Annotated in this window: 16 protein-coding genes; all 16 read left to right on the top strand. The window is 39.7% G+C overall.

Going from position 1 to position 19,843, the window contains the following annotated elements; genetic code table 11:
* Positions 1–22: 22 nt before the first annotated feature.
* The 16 genes from iscU (at position 23) to hisS (ending at position 19,838) form a co-directional block, all read left to right on the top strand.
* Positions 23–409 carry a Fe-S cluster assembly scaffold IscU gene (iscU, locus tag LG402_RS13900; protein ID WP_036935393.1) on the top strand — a complete coding sequence of 129 codons (387 nt, stop codon included), beginning with the start codon at positions 23–25 and terminating at the stop codon, positions 407–409.
* An 89-nt stretch (positions 410–498) separates the two neighbouring features.
* Complete coding sequence (gene iscA / locus LG402_RS13895) at positions 499–822, top strand: iron-sulfur cluster assembly protein IscA (protein WP_036935396.1); 324 nt, start codon at positions 499–501, stop codon at positions 820–822.
* Positions 823–870: 48 nt separating this feature from the next.
* Positions 871–1,392, top strand: a complete 522-nt coding sequence (gene hscB / locus LG402_RS13890; protein WP_109407324.1) for a co-chaperone HscB — start codon at positions 871–873, stop codon at positions 1,390–1,392.
* An 11-nt stretch (positions 1,393–1,403) separates the two neighbouring features.
* Positions 1,404–3,254 (top strand): Fe-S protein assembly chaperone HscA, encoded by a 1,851-nt coding sequence (hscA, locus tag LG402_RS13885; RefSeq protein WP_227335766.1) that lies wholly within the window; start codon positions 1,404–1,406, stop codon positions 3,252–3,254.
* 2 nt (positions 3,255–3,256) lie between these two features.
* Positions 3,257–3,592, top strand: a complete 336-nt coding sequence (gene fdx, locus LG402_RS13880; RefSeq protein ID WP_006533442.1) for an ISC system 2Fe-2S type ferredoxin — start codon at positions 3,257–3,259, stop codon at positions 3,590–3,592.
* A 15-nt stretch (positions 3,593–3,607) separates the two neighbouring features.
* On the top strand, positions 3,608–3,802 hold the full coding sequence (gene iscX / locus LG402_RS13875) for a Fe-S cluster assembly protein IscX (protein WP_227335765.1): 195 nt from the start codon (positions 3,608–3,610) through the stop codon (positions 3,800–3,802).
* A 279-nt stretch (positions 3,803–4,081) separates the two neighbouring features.
* A complete protein-coding gene (gene pepB / locus LG402_RS13870) occupies positions 4,082–5,377 on the top strand; it encodes an aminopeptidase PepB (protein WP_109407322.1) in 1,296 nt (431 codons plus the stop codon).
* Between the two features lie 27 nt (positions 5,378–5,404).
* Positions 5,405–5,830: an enhanced serine sensitivity protein SseB C-terminal domain-containing protein gene (locus tag LG402_RS13865; RefSeq protein WP_109407321.1), complete on the top strand. Its 426-nt coding sequence runs from the start codon at positions 5,405–5,407 to the stop codon at positions 5,828–5,830.
* Between the two features lie 294 nt (positions 5,831–6,124).
* Entirely contained in the window at positions 6,125–11,218 is a 5,094-nt protein-coding gene (locus LG402_RS13860) for an alpha-2-macroglobulin family protein (RefSeq protein WP_227335764.1), read from the top strand.
* Positions 11,219–11,266: 48 nt separating this feature from the next.
* On the top strand, positions 11,267–13,588 hold the full coding sequence (gene pbpC, locus LG402_RS13855) for a peptidoglycan glycosyltransferase PbpC (RefSeq protein ID WP_227335763.1): 2,322 nt from the start codon (positions 11,267–11,269) through the stop codon (positions 13,586–13,588).
* A gap of 345 nt (positions 13,589–13,933) precedes the next feature.
* Positions 13,934–14,359, top strand: coding sequence for a nucleoside-diphosphate kinase (ndk, locus tag LG402_RS13850; RefSeq protein WP_023581630.1), 426 nt, complete (start codon positions 13,934–13,936; stop codon positions 14,357–14,359).
* Between the two features lie 156 nt (positions 14,360–14,515).
* A complete protein-coding gene (locus tag LG402_RS13845; RefSeq protein ID WP_109407318.1) occupies positions 14,516–15,697 on the top strand; it encodes a bifunctional tRNA (adenosine(37)-C2)-methyltransferase TrmG/ribosomal RNA large subunit methyltransferase RlmN in 1,182 nt (393 codons plus the stop codon).
* An 88-nt stretch (positions 15,698–15,785) separates the two neighbouring features.
* Positions 15,786–16,220 (top strand): hypothetical protein, encoded by a 435-nt coding sequence (locus LG402_RS13840; RefSeq protein ID WP_166540780.1) that lies wholly within the window; start codon positions 15,786–15,788, stop codon positions 16,218–16,220.
* Between the two features lie 74 nt (positions 16,221–16,294).
* Positions 16,295–17,263: a cytoskeleton protein RodZ gene (rodZ, locus tag LG402_RS13835; RefSeq protein WP_227335762.1), complete on the top strand. Its 969-nt coding sequence runs from the start codon at positions 16,295–16,297 to the stop codon at positions 17,261–17,263.
* A gap of 47 nt (positions 17,264–17,310) precedes the next feature.
* Complete coding sequence (gene ispG / locus LG402_RS13830) at positions 17,311–18,432, top strand: flavodoxin-dependent (E)-4-hydroxy-3-methylbut-2-enyl-diphosphate synthase (protein WP_166540778.1); 1,122 nt, start codon at positions 17,311–17,313, stop codon at positions 18,430–18,432.
* A gap of 122 nt (positions 18,433–18,554) precedes the next feature.
* The gene (hisS, locus tag LG402_RS13825) at positions 18,555–19,838 is read left to right on the top strand and encodes a histidine--tRNA ligase (protein ID WP_036912557.1); all 1,284 of its coding nucleotides are present in this window, start codon (positions 18,555–18,557) and stop codon (positions 19,836–19,838) included.
* Positions 19,839–19,843: the final 5 nt, after the last annotated feature.

Below are 19,843 nucleotides of genomic sequence, written 5' to 3'. Positions count from 1 at the left end.
AGACGTTTTCAGGAGTTAAATCATGGCTTATAGCGATAAAGTAATTGATCATTATGAAAACCCTCGTAACGTGGGCTCATTTGATAACAACGACCCTTCTGTAGGAAGTGGTATGGTAGGCGCACCTGCTTGTGGTGACGTCATGAAATTGCAAATCAAAGTTGATGATAACGGCGTAATTGAAGATGCGCGTTTTAAAACTTATGGTTGTGGTTCAGCGATTGCATCAAGTTCACTGGTTACAGAATGGATGAAAGGCAAAACATTAGATGAAGCCGAATCCATCAAGAACACTGCAATTGCAGAAGAATTAGAATTACCACCAGTGAAAATTCACTGTTCAATTCTTGCAGAAGATGCAATAAAAGCAGCGATTGCAGACTATAAAAGCAAACGCCAAGGCAAGTAATTGTCTTTTATAATAAAAAAATAAAATATTGGCGGATGCTGAAACTTTTTTTCAGTATCCGCTTTCGTTCTTTATGAGTGAGGTGTGCCATGTCAATTTCCCTTACAGAATCCGCCGCTAATCGTGTTCGCTCTTTCCTGTCTAATCGCGGTAAAGGTGAAGGTTTGCGTTTAGGCGTAAGAACATCTGGTTGTTCTGGAATGGCTTATGTTCTTGAATTTGCTGATGTCATCAATGACGAAGATACTGTTTTTGAAGACAAAGGTGTGAAAGTTATCATTGATGGTAAAAGCATGGTCTATTTAGATGGAACTGAGCTTGATTTCGTCAAAGAAGGATTAAACGAAGGCTTCAAATTTAACAACCCCAATGTATCCAATGAGTGTGGTTGTGGTGAAAGCTTCACCGTGTAATTTGTGTTAAAACACGGTATTAACGTTAATTAATCCAAGAGTAGATGTATGGACTATTTCACACTATTAGGCATGCCTAATCGTTTTGATATTGATAAACAGCAGCTTGCTACACGTTATCAAGATATGCAACGTCAGTATCACCCAGATCGCTTTGCTGGTAAATCTGATAAAGAACAGGTTCAAGCTATCTCGTTTGCCTCGACTATCAATCAGGCTTATCAAACCTTAAAAAATCCACTCTCTAGAGCTGAATACATGCTCTCATTACACGGTATCGACATTGCCAATGAGCAACAAACAATGCACGATACTGCATTTTTAATGGAGCAACTCTCATTACGTGAAGAGCTGGATAACATTGAGCACAGTGCTGATGCCGAAAGTTTGTTAGCTGATTTTTCTGCGCGTTTAGAGAAAATGTACACTTTACGCCATGATGAAATGGTTAAAATGCTAGATAACCAAACTTGGGATATTGCTGCGGATAATGTGAGAAAATTACGTTTTCTTGCAAAATTAAAAGAGCAAGTAGAGCAACTTGAAGAACGCTTGTTTGATGGTTTTTAAGGGAAATTGTTATGTCATTATTACAAATTAGTGAACCAGGTCAAACACCTGCACCACATCAGCGTAGACTTGCCGCAGGTATTGATTTAGGAACGACACACTCATTAGTTGCCACTGTACGTAGTGGGCAAGCCGAAGCGCTTTCAGACAACGAAGGTCGCTATTTATTGCCATCTGTTGTGCAGTATCAAGTTGATAATATCAACGTTGGTTGGAATGCTAAAAAAGACGCAGAAAAAGATCCTGCTAACACGATAAGTTCAATTAAAAGAATGGTGGGTCGCTCACTAAGTGATGTGACAAGCCGTTATCCAAATCTTCCTTATCACTTTCATGAAAATGACAATGGTTTACCGTTAATTAAAACAGCAGCGGGTATTGTCGATCCTATTCAAGTCTCTTCTGACATCTTAAAAACATTGGCAGAACGTGCAACGCAATCATTAGGTGGTGAACTTGATGGTGTTGTGGTCACTGTTCCTGCTTATTTTGACGATGCTCAACGCCAAGGTACAAAAGAAGCGGCTCGCCGTGCAGGGTTGCATGTTTTACGTTTATTAAACGAACCAACAGCCGCTGCTATTGCTTATGGTTTAGATTCAGGAAAAGAAGGCACCATTGTTGTTTATGACTTGGGCGGTGGTACCTTTGATATTTCCGTTTTACGTTTAACCAAGGGTGTTTTTGAAGTCTTGGCAACCGGCGGTGATACCGCTTTAGGTGGCGATGATTTTGATATGATGTTGGCGGATTGGATAAGAGAGCGCGCAGGTTTTGGCCATCAAAAAGATGCGATATTACAACGCCAACTGCTGGATGTAGCATCAGAAACTAAAATTGCATTAAGTGATAATGATGTTGTTGATATCAATATTAATGGTTGGAAAGGTGAAATTACTCGTGCTGAGTTTGAATCATTAATTCAATCATTGGTGAAGCGTACATTGTTGTCTGTCCGTCGTGCTTTAAAAGATGCAGATATTGACGTTGATGAAGTTTTAGAAGTGGTTATGGTTGGGGGTTCAACACGAGTTCCATTAGTTCGTCAAATGGTTGGCGACTATTTTAAACGTGAACCACTAACCTCTATCGATCCTGACAAAGTTGTCGCTATTGGCGCTTCAATTCAGGCTGATATTTTAGTGGGTAATAAACCTGATAGTGAAATGCTATTGCTAGATGTTATTCCACTTTCTCTTGGTCTTGAAACGATGGGCGGATTAGTTGAGAAAGTGATCCCTCGTAATACCACGATCCCTGTTGCGAGAGCGCAAGAATTTACGACATTCAAAGATGGTCAAACGGCAATGAGCGTTCATGTTGTTCAAGGTGAGCGTGAATTGGTTAGTGATTGTCGTTCTCTAGCACGTTTTACATTACGTGGTATTCCGCCGATGGCTGCAGGTGGTGCTCATATTCGTGTGACATTCCAAGTTGATGCTGATGGTTTACTTAGTGTCAGTGCGATGGAAAAATCAACGGGTGTTGAAGCTTCAGTACAAGTCAAACCCTCTTATGGTCTTAGTGATACTGAAATCGCTAAGATGATCCAATCTTCGATGGAAAATGCCCAAGAAGATTTACAAGCTCGTCGCCTAGCCGAGCAAAAAGTCGAAGCAGCACGTGTGTTAGAAAGTTTAACCGCGGCATTAGAAGAAGATGCTCATCTGCTAAATGAAGATGAGAAAACCGCTATCGACAAAGTTGTAGATACCTTAATAGAGAGCGTTGAAGGAACAGATCCTGTTGCCATTGAAAACGCGATTAAACTACTGGATAAGCAAACTCAGGATTTTGCAGCGCGTCGAATGGATTCATCTATTCGTCAAGCGTTGGCAGGTCATTCTGTGGACGAGATATAACTATGCCTAAAATTGTATTTTTACCCCATAGCACACTGTGCCCTGAAGGTGCTGTTGTTGACGCAACAGAAGGTGAGTCTATTCTAGATGTTGCATTACGCAACGGTATTGAGATTGAACATGCTTGTGAAATGTCTTGTGCATGTACAACTTGTCACTGTGTAGTGCGTGAAGGTTTTGATTCACTGGAAGAGAGCTCTGAGCTTGAAGACGACATGTTAGATAAAGCATGGGGTTTAGAGCCTGAAAGTCGCTTAAGTTGCCAAGCTAAAGTGACTGACGAAGATTTAGTCGTTGAGATCCCTAAATATTCGATTAACCATGCAAGAGAGCACTAATTTTAGGAGCCAAGTATGAAATGGAGTGATACTCGTGAAATAGGGGAAGCGTTATTTGATCTTTACCCTGACACTGATCCTAAAACTGTGCGCTTTACAGATATGCATCAATGGATCTGTAATTTAGACGGTTTTGATGATGATCCACAAAAATCTAATGAAAAAATTCTTGAAGCCATTTTGTTTGTTTGGCTTGATGAATTTGAATAATTGATTGCATTATAAATTGAAAAGACTGGCTAATTGCTGGTCTTTTTGCATTATGGCGTCTGCATTGAATAGATTAATCACGTTATAAATAACTCTAAAGAGGGATGCCTTGGGTTTTTGTTATGAGAGATATTCCGAAGAAGACAATGCAAGAGCCTAATATAAATTGATGATGATAGTGGTCTCTGGATTTTTGCAGTAAATTGATCACGCTAAAAGGTAAATATCTGGTAGTCTGAATAGGTTAACTGTCACCAGTAATAATAAGTGAGATAATAAATGAATAAACAAATTATGCCTATCATGCTGTCTAATGAACCTGCAGCAGCATGTTGGGGTGATAAAGCACTAATTAGCACTAGCGAAACAGGCATGACAATCCATTTAACGGAAGAAAACCGTTTAGGCGCGATTCAGCGTGGTGGACGTAAAGTTGATAGCCAAGGTATTCGTAATGTTGCTCTTGTTGGTGAAGGCTGGGATATAGAGCGTAGCTGGGCTTTTTGGTTAGGTTTTAGAGCACCTAAAGGCGCTCGTTCTATCGAATGGCCACAATTAAGCGAAGCGGATAAACACGAATTAGAATCACGTATTCGTATCGTTGATTGGGTTAGAGACACAATTAATACGCCGGCTGAAGAATTAGGCCCAGAGCAACTGGCACAGCGTACTGTTGATCTTTTCTGTGGTCTTGGCAAAGAAGACATCAGCTATAAGATCACTAAAGGCGCCGATCTGCGCGATCAAAACTATGCCGGAATTTATACTGTAGGTCGCGGTTCTTCTCGTGATCCTGTCTATTTAGCATTAGATTTTAATCCGACTCAAGATAGCAATGCTCCTGTATTTGCATGTCTAGTAGGTAAAGGTATCACCTTCGATTCAGGCGGTTATAGCATCAAACCCTCATCATCTATGAATTCAATGAAAGCAGACATGGGTGGTGCAGCAACGTTAGCGGGTGCTTTAGCATTAGCAATTACTCGTGGTTTAAATAAACGTGTGAAACTACTGCTATGTATCGCAGATAACATGGTTAGCGGTAATGCCTTTAAGCTGGGTGATATCATTCGTTACCGTAATGGTAAATCAGTCGAAATCATGAATACAGATGCGGAAGGCCGTTTAGTGCTAGCTGATGGCTTAATTGATGCAAGTAATATTGCTCCAGAACTGATCATTGATGCTGCAACATTAACAGGCGCAGCTAAAGTTGCTGTGGGTAATGACTATCATTCAGTATTAAGTTTCGATGATAAATTAGCGGCTGAATTACTGACAAGTGCTGAACAAGAAAATGAGTTGTTCTGGCGTTTACCATTAGCTGATTTTCACCGTAGCCAATTGCCTTCAAGCTTTGCTGATCTGAATAATATTGCAGCGCCTTCGCATACTGCGGGAGCAAGTACAGCCGCGGCTTTCTTATCGCATTTTGTCACTAACTATAAAAAAGGTTGGGTACATATCGACTGTTCAGCAACTTACAGAAAATCGTCTGTAGAACAATGGGCTGCCGGTGCGACAGGTTATGGCGTGCGTTCTATCGCAAATCTGTTATTAGCAAAAGCAAAATAATAAACGTTATTGGATTTGGAGTTTGTAATGGGTGTATCTGAACAATTTGAGACACAAGAAATTGTTTCTGTTGAAGGTTCTTCGTTGAAGTTAAGTGTTTTAGAACCACAACCTGAAAAATTAACAACCGCACTTAGCGAATTTTTTGGTGAACATAAACCAATCCGCCGTGCCTTTATTGTTAATGCTCAGGAGCAAGATAATGAAGAGGAATTTTATCTTATTGGTTTAGAGATAACTGGCGAAGAAGATGTGATTGCGCAGATACTCCCACAAGCGGCTGAATCAGCTTTTGAATATTTAGAAGAAGGGCAATCCTTAGATTTTTGTTTTGTGAATAAAGAGGAAAAAGGTGTGAGCCATTTTATGATCCATCACGTATCACCTTTTTATCAACGCAAACTTGGGGGATTTTTAAGAAAAGGCATCCCGATAGTGAATTTGGATAGTTAATTTTGCCCTTTAAATTTAGGCGATATCTCATCAGATATCGCTTTTTTTTATCCTATAATAGAAAGTTGACTAATTTAGCAAATTGTTTGCATTTTTATGTAACGCATTGTTTTATCAGATCTTTATTTTTAATGTAAAAATAGGGCGACTTTTGCCTGTAAAGAACTTCATTATTTTCGATAAAATATAGTCAATATTGTTATTTTTTATCTTATTAGAACAAAGAAAAATCTATATTATCTCTGCCCGGCCTGCATAAAACATCGCATTATTCAGGGGTTGAATTTAAAGGAAATGGATATGAATCAAAACCAATTTAGACAATATACAGAAAAGAGAGGCTATCGTTGGTGCTCACTTGCTGTGGTATTGGCGTCTGCGTTGGCACTGAGTGGGTGTGATGACAAAGCTGATGAAAGCTCGTCATCAACAGACAAAGTGCAAAACGTACAAACAACTGAGCAAAAAAATACAGCTCAAAATGCACCAGATACTGCCACTCAAACTAGCGAAAAATCAGCAGTTACAACAAAAACGAATAATGAAACTGCATTAAAAAGCAAAGAAGTTCGTGATGAATTGGCTATGCGTTTTGCAGGAAAAGATGTCACTGTATTAGATGCATCAGAACTGCAACGTGATGGTGCAAGTACTATGGTGGTGACTTTCTCTGTACCACTTGATCCAGACCAAAAGTTTGATAACGTTATTCATCTTGTTGATACCAAAAAAGGAAAACTGGAAGGTGCGTGGGAGTTATCAGACAACTTGATGGAGTTGCGTTTTCGTCATTTACCACCATCAACAGAATTGAATTTGACCATTGATGAAAAAATCAAAGGTATTAATGAGCGTACATTAACAACGCCTTTTAGCCAGAAATTAACCACAGAAGAAATTTTCCCTTCAGTTGGATTTACCAGTAAAGGCTCGTTATTACCATTTGATGCTGCTGAAGGCTTACCTATTATTGCCTTAAATGTAGATCAAGTGGATGTTAACTTTTTCCGTGTAAAGGACGAGCAATTGGCTCAATTCTTAACGCAATGGGAAAGTCGTTCCAACATTAACTATTGGGAATCTGATGAATTTTTATCTCAAGCTGATTTGGTTTATACCGGTCGTTTTGAGTTAAATACAGAAAAAAATACCCGTGAAAACGTATTATTACCGTTAAAATCAATAGATGCCCTGAAAAAAGAAGGCGCCTATATTGCTGTAATGCAACAAGCCGGTAAATACTCTTATACGGTGCCGGCTACGGTATTCACTTTTAGTGATATCGGATTGTCGATGCACAGCTACCTTGATTCGTTAGATGTTTTCACCCAATCACTTAAAAATGGTTCTGCGTTAAATAAAGTAGAAATCCGCTTATTAGATGAAAAAGGTGGTTTAATCTCCAAAGCACAAACAGATAGCCAAGGACATGCCACACTTGAGAAAAGTGATAAAGCGCGTTTATTAATGGCTATTCGTGATGGTCAAACTAGTATGATTGATTTGCGTAAACCTGCGCTTGATCTTTCTGAGTTTGATATCGGTGGCCCTCAAGGTTATAGCAAACAGTTTTTTGCTTTTGGCCCTCGTGATCTTTATCGTCCAGGTGAAACTTTAATTGTTAATGCATTACTGCGTGATGGCGACGGTAATCCAATTAAAGAGCAGCCCGTTAAAGTGGATTTACTCAAAACAGATGGCCAAGTGTCACGTAGTTTTGTATGGCAACCTGAAAATGGACTTTACCAGTTAAAATTAGCTATTCCTGCTGATGAAAATACCGGTACACGTACCTTACGTTTTGATGTAGGCGATGGTACTCCTCGGTTCTATGAATTTCAGGTCGAAGATTTTATGCCAGAACGTATGGCATTAGTTATTACGGGTAAAAAAGGCATTTTACTTAGTGGCAATGATGCTTATTTTGATCTTGAAGGGCGTTATCTCTATGGCGCGCCAGCGGCCGATAATCGCTTACAAGGGCAAGTATTCTTAAAAGCCTCTCGTGAAGCGGTCAGTAAATTACCTGGCTATGAATTTGGTGCCGTAAAAGATGAAAACTTCAGTCGCTTATTGGATGAGTTTGAACTTAATTTAGACTCTGATGGACAAGGTGAATTAAGTGTTGATAGTGATCGTTATGCTGAACTGAAATCACCAATTAATATTATTTTACAAGCAAGCTTGCTCGAAGCGGGTGGCCGCCCGGTTACTCGCCGTTATCAACAAGCTGTTTGGCCAGCCACTCATCTTGCTGGCATTCGTCCAGTATTCCCTAAAAAAGAAGTTTATGACTACCGTACAGACAAATATAAATCAGGTTACAGCGTTGATGAAAATTCAATGGCTGAATTTGAAATTGTCTATACAGACCAAGACGGTAAAAAGCTACCTGCTAATGATCTCAAAGTGAAGTTTATCTATGAACGTCATGATTATTACTGGCGTTGGTCTAGTTCGAATGGCTGGGAATCTGGCTATAACGAAAAAGATCTGCAAATGGATGAGCAAACAATCAAGATTGCAAAAGATGGCACTGCAAAAGTGGCCTTCCCGGTTGAATGGGGTTCTTATCGTATTGAAGTGGTCGATCCTAAAACAGAATTAGTCAGTAGCCTACGTTTTTGGGCTGGTTATTCTTGGATGGATAACACTGGTGGAACAGGTGCTGTAAGACCAGACCAAGTTAAACTTAAACTGGATAAAGACGGTTATTTACCAGGTGAAAAAGTCAAGTTAAACATTGTTGCACCTCATCCGGGTAAAGGTTATATCTTATTAGAATCAAGTAATGGGCCTTTATGGTGGCAAGAAATTGATGTGCCAGAAAAAGGACTCGATGTTGAAGTGCCGATTAATAAAGAGTGGGCAAGACACGATCTCTATCTGACATCTGTTGTTGTAAGACCTGGTGATACGTCAAAACAAGCGACTGTAAAACGTGCTGTTGGTATTTTACATTTACCATTACAGGATAAAAATCGCCGTATTGATATTTCACTTGATGCACCTGAAAAAATTCGTCCAAATCAAGATTTAAAAATCCGCATTAAAGCGAATCCAGTTGCAGGTCAGCCATTACCTGAAAATATTAATGTATTGGTTTCTGCGGTAGATACGGGCGTATTAAATATTACAGAGTATAAAACACCTGATCCTTACGATGCTTTCTTTGGTCGTAAACGTTACAGCATCGATCAATATGATGTTTATGGACAATTAATTGAAGGGCAGGGTCGTTTAGCGAACTTACGCTTTGGTGGTGATGGTGGTGAAGCTGCCGCGCTATCTCGTGGTGGTAAAAAACCATTAACTGATGTGCAAATCATTGCTCAACAAACAGCACCTGTAAAATTAAATGCCCAAGGTGAGGGTGAAGTTTCTTTACCTATTCCTGAATTTAATGGCGAAGTTCGTTTAATGGCGCAAGCTTGGACAGCTGATAAATTCGGTAGTCAAGAAGGTAAAGTGGTTATTGCAGCACCTTTAGTGACTCAACTTTCATTACCTCGATTTATGGCGGGTGGTGATAATGCGCTGTTATCTTTAGATTTAACCAATCTAACGGATGATGCACAATCTATTACGTTAAATTACACCGCTTCTGGTCTGGTAGGATTAGGTGGTGCAGAAAGTAAAACAGTATCGCTGACGAAAGGTGAACGTACCCAAGTTCAGATCCCAGTAAAAGCAAAACATGGCTTTGGTCAAGGCGAATTCTCACTGTCTATTTATGGTATTAAAGTACCCGGTGAAGAAATTAAGCCTTACCACAACACATGGAATATAGGCGTTCGTCCTGCTTATCCGGCAGAAACACTTCATTATGCAAGTACGTTACAAGATGGTGAGACGTGGCGCTTGCCAACAGACGTTTTAAATCGTTTTAATAACTCAACGCTTGAAGGTGAATTATTACTGACAAGTCGTCCTCCATTACAAATTTCACGTTATGTAAGAGAGTTGTTTGCTTACCCTTATGGTTGCTTAGAACAAACCGTCAGTGGGCTTTATCCTTCTTTATATTCAACAGAAAAAGAGTTGAAGCAATTAGGAATTAAAACGCAAACTGATGCGGATAGAAAATTGGCAATTGAAAAAGGTATTGCGCACCTGCTGACAATGCAAAAAGCAGAGGGCGGATTCTCTTTATGGAGCCAAGATGGGCGTGAAGAGTATTGGTTAACAGCCTATGCTACTGACTTCTTATTCCGCGCTTCACAACAAGGTTATGCTGTTCCGGCGGAACCATTAAAACGTGCTAATGATCGCTTATTACGCTATTTACAAGATAAAAGCTTAGTTAACTATGAATATGCGGTTAACCAAGATGCTGCCCGTTTCTCTGCCAGAGCATATGCAGCACTTGTATTAGCGAATCAGCAAAAAGCACCTTTAGGTGAATTACGTCGTCTTTACCTTGAACGAAATGATGCCGGTAGTGGTTTGGCGTTAGTTCAGTTAGGTATTGCGTTGAAACTGATGGGTGATAACAGCCGTGCAGAAGGTTTAATTGCAGAAGGTGTGACAACAACTCGTAAATATAATTATGGGTTAGGTGATTACGGTAGTGTTATTCGTGACCAAGCGTTAATTATTGCTTTATTAAGTGAAAATAATCTTGAAACACAATCTCGTGATGCAAGTATGATTACGTTATCAGATAACTTAATGAGTCGTGAATGGTTCTCAACACAAGAAAGCAACTCTTTATATCTTGCGGGTCGCTTCTTTATTAATATGTCTGAGCAACCTTGGGAAGTCGCTGTAAATCGTCAAGTCCCTGCAATCAGTAGCGATCGCGCGGTGAATGAAACATTAACATCAACGCAATTACAAGAAGGGTTGGAATTAAACAACCGTGGTGGTGCTGCGATTTATTCTCGCATGAATATCGTAGGCTATCCAAAAGTAGCTCCAGCACCTTATAGTAATGTGTTAAATGTTCATCGTAGTTACTACGATTTAAAAGGAAATCGCGTTCATCCAAATCGTTTACAAAGTGGTGAAATGCTGGTGGTGAAACTAGAGGTTTCAGCAGATAGAGATGTACCTGATGCTTTGGTTGTTGATTTATTACCAGCAGGTCTTGAAATCGAAAACCAAAACTTAGCATCAAGCAGTGCAAGCTTGAGTGATAGTGCTGCCGACTTACAGGAGTTTATCGACGATATGGGGCAAGCGAATATTAAGCACCTTGAATATCGTGATGATCGCTTTGTTGCCGCAGTTTCTGTAGATAGATATCGTCCGACAACATTACTCTATTTAGCAAGAGCAGTTACACCGGGTAGCTATCAAGTACCACCTCCACAAGTTGAATCAATGTATGTGCCTTATTGGCGAGCAATAGGTTCAACAGAAACCAAGATTGATATTGTTCCTTAAATCTTGTAGCCCTTTCTTCGGAAAGGGCTTTTTCCTTTGAGTGATTGAATGAAACTAGGATATAAACGGCTTATTGCTGTTATCATTATTTTTCTGTTTGTGACCCCCATTTTAGTCTGGATGGCAGACAAAATTTGGCCTCTCCCTGATCCTGAACCTCAAATAGCAACTATTGTCACGGCACAAGATGGTACACCTCTTTGGCGTTTTGCTGATAAAGAGGGGGTGTGGCGTTATCATGTCAAACTTGCAGATGTTTCTCCTGAATATTTAGATGCTCTTATCACCTATGAAGACCGTTGGTTTTATCAACACCCAGGTGTTAACCCAATGGCAATATTACGAGCCGCATGGCAAGACTTGAGCTCAGGAAGGATTGTCTCAGGGGGAAGTACATTATCAATGCAAGTGGCTAGACTGATTGATCCACATTCTCGAACTTTGAGTGGAAAAATCAAACAGCTTTGGCGTACCTTGCAATTAGAATGGTATTACTCAAAAGACGAAATTTTGGAGATTTACCTCAATAGAGCACCTTTTGGCGGTACTTTAGAAGGTATTGGTGCGGCAAGTTGGGCTTATTTAGGTAAATCGCCCGCTGATTTGTCTGCAGGTGAAGCAACATTAATGGCGGTATTACCGCAAGCACCAAGTCGTTTGCGACCTGATAGATACCCTGAACGAGCTCAAGCTGCTCGCGATAAAGTGCTAGATAGGCTGGCAGAATATCAGATATGGTCACAAGAAAAAGTTGATGAAATAAAAGAAGAACAGGTTTTATTAGCACCAAGACAGACGCCACAATTGGCACCATTGCTTGCTCGTCGTATGTATAACGAAAAGCGAGAGCCTGTTATTACAACAACGATTGATATTAATATTCAACGACAACTTGAAGATATTGCCAATCAATGGAAGTATCAATTAGCCGATAAAACATCCTTGGCCATCTTAGTGGTTGATCATACGGATATGAGTGTGAAAGGGTATGTTGGCTCTGCGGATTTTAATGATAATTCGCGCTTTGGTCATGTTGATATGATCAGCGCATGGCGCTCGCCAGGTTCAACATTAAAACCTTTTATTTATGCACTTGCATTAGATGAAGGGCTTATTCATGCGGAATCACTCTTACAAGATGTACCTCGTCGATTTGATAATTATCGCCCCGGTAATTTTGACTCTGGTTTCAATGGTGCAGTCAGTGCCAGCGAAGCCTTAAGTCGTTCTTTGAATCTACCAGCAGTACAACTTATTGAGGTGTATGGTGCCAAGAAATTTGCAGCAAAATTGCGGCATAATCATCTTGAAATGCGCTTTCCTTATGGTTCAGAACCTAATTTAGCTCTGATTTTAGGGGGAACAGCAACACGTATGGATGAACTTGTTTCCGCCTTTAGTGCGTTGGCAAGGCAAGGAAAAACAGCACCTTTACGTTTTAAACCAGAGCAGATAATCGAAAATCGGGTATTAATGTCACCGGGCTCTGCGTGGATCACAAGGCGTATTTTGGCTGGAGAAGCCAGACCTCGTCCAGATAGTACTATTTCCCCCGTTGTTCCTTTGGCTTGGAAAACTGGTACCAGTTATGGCTATCGTGATGCATGGTCTATTGGAGTAAATGCACGTTATACCATTGGAGTCTGGGTGGGGAGGCCAGATGGCACTCCGGTTGCAGGACAATTTGGTTTTGCAACAGCGGTACCTATTATGAATCAAGTCAATAACTTACTCACAGGCTATTTCTATCAAAATAAACAGCGTCCACCGACAGATCTACGTCCTAGTAGTGTAACGGCGGCAACCATTTGTTGGCCAACAGGTAAGGCACTACCAAAAGAAGATAGCAATTGTAGAGTCAGTCGTCGAAGTTGGATCTTAGATAACACCATTCCACCAACTTTATTAAATGATAACCAAGAAGGTATTTTGGGGATCAACGAAAAAATTTGGTTAGATAATGAAGGTAAACGCACAGGGCCTAATTGCCCTAATGCAGAGTTAAAAGATATCGCCTTATGGCCGATAGCATTAGAAGCATGGTTGCCTGAAAAAGAGCATAGAGCAAAACGACTACCACTGATTTCTGAAACTTGTCCACCAATTAAAGAGGACATTATTCCCTTGTTTATTTCGGGTATTCGTGCGGGTGATTTACTAAGACCATTACCTGGTGAAACTAATCTTGAAATAACCGTTTCTACGCAAGGTGGAAGTGGTATGCAATGGTGGTTTTTAAATGGTGAACAAATAGGGAAGACTGAAAATGGTGAAACGTTCTCTTATTTACTAGAGAAACGAGGTAAATACCAATTATCGGTGCTTGATTTAAGTGGTCAAACGGATATGGTTAATTTTATATTCCGTTAAACTGAAACGATGAGATAAACGAGAACCGAGTGATTTTTAACTAAAATACGCTTTTTAATAAAGATAAAAGGATGATTAATAGCGTTTCATTACGGTTCTTTTTTATTATCATTTTTCAGTTTGAGCATGGGAAACGTTAAAAATGTGATTAGATCGATAATTTATAACTTTTTTGCCACAGTTTTTTAAAAAAAAAGGCTATTCAATCTGTGCAATTCATTTTTATCCTCCTATAATCGAGCCCTTATTTTTTGCAGGGAATGCGGTTTTTGATTCGTTTTTCCATGATCTGCGATAAAAGAGATAACAAAAGTTATCATTAATAAAATAATTTAGAGGTAAGACATGGCTATTCAGCGCACATTTTCTATTATCAAACCAAACGCAGTGAAAAAAAATGTTATCGGTGCTATCTACCACCGTTTTGAAAGTGCAGGTTTTAGCATCATTGGCGCTAAAATGTTGCATTTAACTCGCGAACAAGCTGAAGGCTTTTATGAAGAGCACAAAGGCCGTCCATTCTTTGATGGCTTAGTTGAATTTATGACTTCTGGCCCAATTATGGTTCAAGTGTTAGAAGGTGAAAATGCGATCCAACGTCACCGTGATCTGATGGGCGCAACTAATCCAGACAATGCATTAGCAGGCACATTACGTGCTGATTACGCTGACAGCTTTACTGAAAATGCGGTACATGGCTCAGATTCAGAAGCTTCTGCTGCTCGTGAAATCGCCTACTTCTTCACTGAAAACGAAGTTTGCGCGCGCTAATTTATTAGCATCTCTACGCGAAAAACAGTACAATGCGACGCCCTGTTTGATTATTAACAGGGCGTTTTTATTTATTGTTTAATTATACAAATATATAAGTATCCCATTAGCATCCATGCTAATGCAGGCCGCATAGTGTAACAACGAGGCAATGTCATGACCCAATCTACCACCCCAGCGCCAAGCGCTTCTGTCGCTGTTTCTAAAGAAAATACTGTGAATCAAAAAACTAAAATTAATCTGTTGGATTTAAATCGTAAACAGATGCGAGAGCTTTTTGTCTCTATGGGCGAAAAACCTTTCCGTGCTGACCAAATTATGAAGTGGATGTATCACTACTGTTATGACGATTTTGATCAAATGACAGATATCAACAAGGTGTTACGCAATAAATTAAAAGAAATTGCTGAAATTAAAGCACCTGAAGTTTCTGAAGAACAACGTTCAACTGATGGCACGATTAAATGGGCAATTAAAGTTGGCGATCAACAAGTCGAAACTGTGTATATCCCAGAAGATGATCGTGCAACGTTATGTGTTTCCTCCCAAGTCGGTTGCGCTTTAGAGTGTAAATTCTGCTCAACTGCACAGCAAGGTTTTAACCGTAACCTAAAAGTGTCTGAAATCATTGGGCAAGTGTGGCGTGCTGCTAAAATTATTGGTTCATTAAAAGAGACAGGGCGTCGTCCTATTACTAACGTTGTTATGATGGGAATGGGCGAGCCATTACTGAATTTAAATAATGTTATTCCAGCTCTTGAAATCATGATGGATGATTTTGGTTTTGGTTTATCTAAACGTCGTGTCACTGTATCTACATCAGGTGTTGTACCTGCATTAGATAAATTAGGTGATGCTGTTGATGTAGCGTTAGCTATTTCATTACATGCGCCAACCGATGATATTCGTGATGAAATCGTACCAATTAACAAGAAATATAATATTGAAATGTTTCTTGAAGGTGTTCGCCGTTATATTGCTAAATCAAATGCGAACCAGGGACGTGTTACTATTGAATATGTCATGCTTGATCATATTAATGACAGCACAGAACAAGCTCACCAATTAGCTGAGCTTTTAAAAGATACACCATGTAAAATTAACTTAATTCCATGGAACCCGTTCCCAGGCGCGCCATATGGACGTAGCTCTAATAGCCGTATTGATCGTTTCTCTAAAGTATTAATGGAGTATGGTTTCACAACGATTGTACGCAAAACGCGTGGTGATGATATTGATGCAGCGTGTGGACAATTAGCGGGTGATGTTATTGACCGCACAAAACGTACGCTGAAAAAACGCCAACAAGGTGAACTAATTTCAGTAAAAGCAGTCTGATACAGTTGGATATCTCTTTCTTTGTGAAGTGTATTACATAATTGCAAAGTAGAGAGAACAAGGATGAATATATTTAAGGAATATGACGATGATAAGGATATCATCAGTAATTATAACTATTGGCTTGATGTTATTGACACTAGGTTGTCAATCATCAGCCAATCAAGAACGTGTTGCAGTATTGACACGTTTACAATTAGGTGATGCTTACTTAGCTGAAAGGCAATACCAAGCCGCACAATATCATTTCCAAAAAGTGTTATCGGTGATGCCAAATCACCCTGAAGCTAATTTAGGAATGGCATTAACATCGCAGTTACTAGGGAATTCTATTCAAGCGTTAGATTATTACAAATTAGCGATGAAGTCGAAGCCAGTAAATGTTAATGTATTAAGGCTTTATGGTAATTTCCTTTGTGAACAAAAACTATTAAACAATAATAGTGTGTTAATTGAGGATATACCGCCAGATTATTTGGTCTGTCAGCAAAGTTTTCATAAAATATCAAAAAATTCGCGGTGATACGCTAAAGTACTTTGTGCTTTTGCGAGTTCATCAATGTTAAACATCCAATAGCCACAGTGCCTAGATTGCTAATGAATACTGAAAACAAAACCGAAGAAGTGAAATTAACAGCAGGTCAACTTTTACGTCAGGCACGAGAAAAAGTAGGGCTAACACAACAAACTGTTGCTGATCGACTTTGTTTGAAGTTATCAACAGTTCGCGAAATTGAAACAGATTCCGTTTCTTCTGATATTGCACCAACCTTCTTACGCGGATATATGCGTTCTTACGCCAAATTAGTTGGCGTTCCTGAAAAAGACATCCTTGGTTTTATCGACCAACAAGCGCCTGTGAAACAAATTAGGATGACAACCACACAAAATTATTCATTAGGTAAGCGTCACAAAAAACGTGAGGGTTGGCTGATGAAAATCACATGGGTGATTGTCATTGTAATGATCGCACTCGTTGGTGTTTGGTGGTGGCAAGGTCATCAGGCGGATCAACAAGAATTAGTCTCTATGGCATCACAAGACATAGGGCAAAATAGTACACAAGAAAACACCAATACGGTAGATTCTCCATTAGCAACCTTAGATAATACGTCAACATCTGAAGGTGATAATTTACAAGTACCTGCATCGCCATTAGTCGATACTCAGGGGAGTAATGTTGCTACGTCACCAACAATTGAAACGACAACACCAGCACCTATAGAAGTTAGAACAGTTCCATTACCGGTATCGCCGTTAACAACATCAACAACTTCTCGTGCAAATTCAACACAAGAATCAACATCATCACAAGCGCCTGAGATAGCAAACCAATTAGTGTTAATGTTTGATGGTGAGTGTTGGTTAGAAATTCGTAATGCTCAAAATAAAATCTTATTTAATGGTATTAAGAAAGCGGGTGATCGTTTGGAATTTGATGGTGAGCAACCTTATAAACTAAAAATAGGCGCACCTTCTGTTACTCGCTTACAGTTTAATGGTGAATCAATTGATTTAAGTCGTTTTACTGGAAAAATAGCAAAAATAACAGTACCGAGCGCTTAATCTGACTACACATTTGAGCAAGCATGGAAGCATGGGAGAATTAATCAATGCATAAAGAATCACCTATTATTCGTCGCAAATCGACCCGAATTAATGTAGGTAATGTTCCTGTTGGCGATGGCGCACCTATCGCTGTACAGTCGATGACGAATACACGAACAACAGACGTAGAAGCGACTGTTCGCCAGATAAAATCTCTGGAACGTGTTGGGGTGGATATTGTTCGTGTTTCTGTACCTACAATGGATGCTGCTGAAGCATTCAAATTAATTAAGCAACAGGTTAATGTGCCTTTAGTAGCTGATATTCATTTTGACTATCGTATTGCATTAAAAGTCGCTGAATATGGCGTTGATTGCTTGCGTATCAACCCAGGTAATATTGGTAGTGAAGAGCGTATTCGTCAAGTTGTTGACTGTGCTCGCCATTATAATATTCCTATTCGTATTGGTGTAAACGGAGGCTCACTTGAAAAAGACATTCAAGAGAAATACGGAGAGCCTACACCTGAAGCGTTAGTTGAATCAGCAATGCGTCATGTCGATATTCTCGATCGACTGAACTTTGAACAATTTAAAGTTAGTGTAAAAGCCTCTGATGTTTTCCTTGCCGTAGATTCTTATCGCTTATTAGCGAAAAAAATTGATCAACCTTTACATCTTGGGATCACTGAAGCCGGTGGAGCAAGAGCAGGATCAGTTAAATCGGCTATTGGTTTAGGGATCTTATTATCAGAAGGTATTGGCGACACATTAAGAATTTCATTAGCGGCTGATCCTGTTGAAGAGGTTAAAGTCGGTTTTGATATTCTAAAATCATTACGTATTCGTTCTCGTGGTATTAACTTTATTGCGTGTCCGACATGTTCCCGTCAAGAATTTGATGTTATTGGAACAGTTAATGAATTAGAACAACGTCTAGAAGATATTATCACTCCAATGGATGTCTCTATTATCGGTTGTGTTGTTAATGGCCCTGGTGAAGCTGAGGTATCAACTTTAGGCGTTACTGGTGCTAAAACACGCAGTGGTTTTTATGAAGATGGCGTAAGACAAAAAGAACGTCTTGATAATGGTAATATGATTGATTTATTAGAAGCGAAGATCCGCGCTAAAGCGTCAATGCTTGATGACAGCATGCGTATAAATATAAATCAATTGGATAAATAACACTCAAAAAACTGGCTCATTAATCAATGAGCCAGTTTTACTATTGATTTCACGTTGAATACTGATTGATTTCGCTTCTATAATCAGCCTAACAATCAACTAATAACTATTAGAGAAGAAAAGTGGCACAAAAAATCCAAGCCATTCGTGGTATGAACGACTATCTACCTGCTGACACTCGTGTATGGCAGAAAATCGAAAATACGCTAAAACAAATTTTAGCGGGTTATGGTTTTAGTGAAATCAGAACACCTATCGTAGAGCATACCCCTCTATTTCAGCGAGCAATTGGTGAAGTCACTGATGTTGTTGAAAAAGAAATGTATACTTTTACCGATCGTGGTGAAGATGCGCAAAGCCTGACGTTACGCCCAGAAAATACTGCGGGCTGTGTACGTGCAGGTATCGAACATGGTTTGCTTTATAACCAAGAACAACGTTTATGGTATTTAGGGCCAATGTTCCGCTATGAGCGCCCTCAAAAAGGTCGTTATCGTCAATTCCACCAGTTAGGTGCAGAAGTCTTTGGTCTACAAGGCCCAGATATTGATGCGGAATTAATTATGTTAACTGCGCGCTGGTGGAAAGCGTTAGGTATTGCAGAACATGTAACATTAGAACTTAACTCGATTGGTTCATTAGAAGCGCGTGCTAAATACCGTGAAGCGTTAGTTGCTTTCTTAGAGCAGCATGTAGATAAGCTAGATGAAGACTGCAAACGTCGTATGTATTCTAACCCATTACGCGTTTTAGACTCAAAAAATCCAGAAATTCAGACTTTATTGAATGATGCGCCTGAACTTTTCGATTATCTTGATGACGAATCAAGAGCGCACTTTGATGGTCTTTGTGCATTACTAGATGCTGTGGGTATTACCTACCGCGTTAATCAGCGCTTAGTGCGAGGTTTAGATTATTATAACCGTACTGTTTTTGAGTGGGTTACCAGCGCATTAGGATCACAAGGCACAGTTTGTGCCGGTGGGCGTTACGATGGTCTAGTGAAGCAACTTGGCGGACATCCAACACCAGCGGTGGGTTTTGCAATGGGTATGGAGCGCATGATTTTATTAGTTCAAGCGGTTAACCCTGAATTTGTTGCAGACACTAATGTGGCTGATGTTTACCTTGCTTCTTTTGGTGAGAAGAGCCAAAGCGCAGCATTAATGCTTGCTGAAGAAATTCGTGACCAATTACCAACCTTACGTCTAATGACGAATCACGGTAACGGTAACTTTAAAAAGCAATTAGGACGTGCCGATAAACAAGGCGCTAAAATTGCATTGATTTTAGGCGAAGATGAAATTAATGCTGGCACCGTTGCAGTGAAAGATTTGCGTTCAGGAGAACAAACAATCGTTGCTCGTAATGAGCTAGCTCAGCAATTGACTCTGTTATTAGGTTAAGGAGA

Source organism: Proteus sp. NMG38-2 (genome assembly GCF_020640995.1).
Lineage (GTDB): Bacteria > Pseudomonadota > Gammaproteobacteria > Enterobacterales > Enterobacteriaceae > Proteus.
Note: the sequence above shows the minus strand (reverse complement) of the source record. Positions and strands in the feature narration are given on the sequence as shown.

Bases quoted from the DNA above. Each gene is read 5' to 3' on its own strand.
- iscU (WP_036935393.1), top strand. From the start codon at position 23: ATGGCTTATAGCGATAAAGTAATTGATCATTATGAAAACCCTCGTAAC.
- iscA (WP_036935396.1), top strand. From the start codon at position 499: ATGTCAATTTCCCTTACAGAATCCGCCGCTAATCGTGTTCGCTCTTTC.
- hscB (WP_109407324.1), top strand. From the start codon at position 871: ATGGACTATTTCACACTATTAGGCATGCCTAATCGTTTTGATATTGAT.
- hscA (WP_227335766.1), top strand. From the start codon at position 1,404: ATGTCATTATTACAAATTAGTGAACCAGGTCAAACACCTGCACCACAT.
- fdx (WP_006533442.1), top strand. From the start codon at position 3,257: ATGCCTAAAATTGTATTTTTACCCCATAGCACACTGTGCCCTGAAGGT.
- iscX (WP_227335765.1), top strand. From the start codon at position 3,608: ATGAAATGGAGTGATACTCGTGAAATAGGGGAAGCGTTATTTGATCTT.
- pepB (WP_109407322.1), top strand. From the start codon at position 4,082: ATGAATAAACAAATTATGCCTATCATGCTGTCTAATGAACCTGCAGCA.
- LG402_RS13865 (WP_109407321.1), top strand. From the start codon at position 5,405: ATGGGTGTATCTGAACAATTTGAGACACAAGAAATTGTTTCTGTTGAA.
- LG402_RS13860 (WP_227335764.1), top strand. From the start codon at position 6,125: ATGGATATGAATCAAAACCAATTTAGACAATATACAGAAAAGAGAGGC.
- pbpC (WP_227335763.1), top strand. From the start codon at position 11,267: ATGAAACTAGGATATAAACGGCTTATTGCTGTTATCATTATTTTTCTG.
- ndk (WP_023581630.1), top strand. From the start codon at position 13,934: ATGGCTATTCAGCGCACATTTTCTATTATCAAACCAAACGCAGTGAAA.
- LG402_RS13845 (WP_109407318.1), top strand. From the start codon at position 14,516: ATGACCCAATCTACCACCCCAGCGCCAAGCGCTTCTGTCGCTGTTTCT.
- LG402_RS13840 (WP_166540780.1), top strand. From the start codon at position 15,786: ATGATAAGGATATCATCAGTAATTATAACTATTGGCTTGATGTTATTG.
- rodZ (WP_227335762.1), top strand. From the start codon at position 16,295: ATGAATACTGAAAACAAAACCGAAGAAGTGAAATTAACAGCAGGTCAA.
- ispG (WP_166540778.1), top strand. From the start codon at position 17,311: ATGCATAAAGAATCACCTATTATTCGTCGCAAATCGACCCGAATTAAT.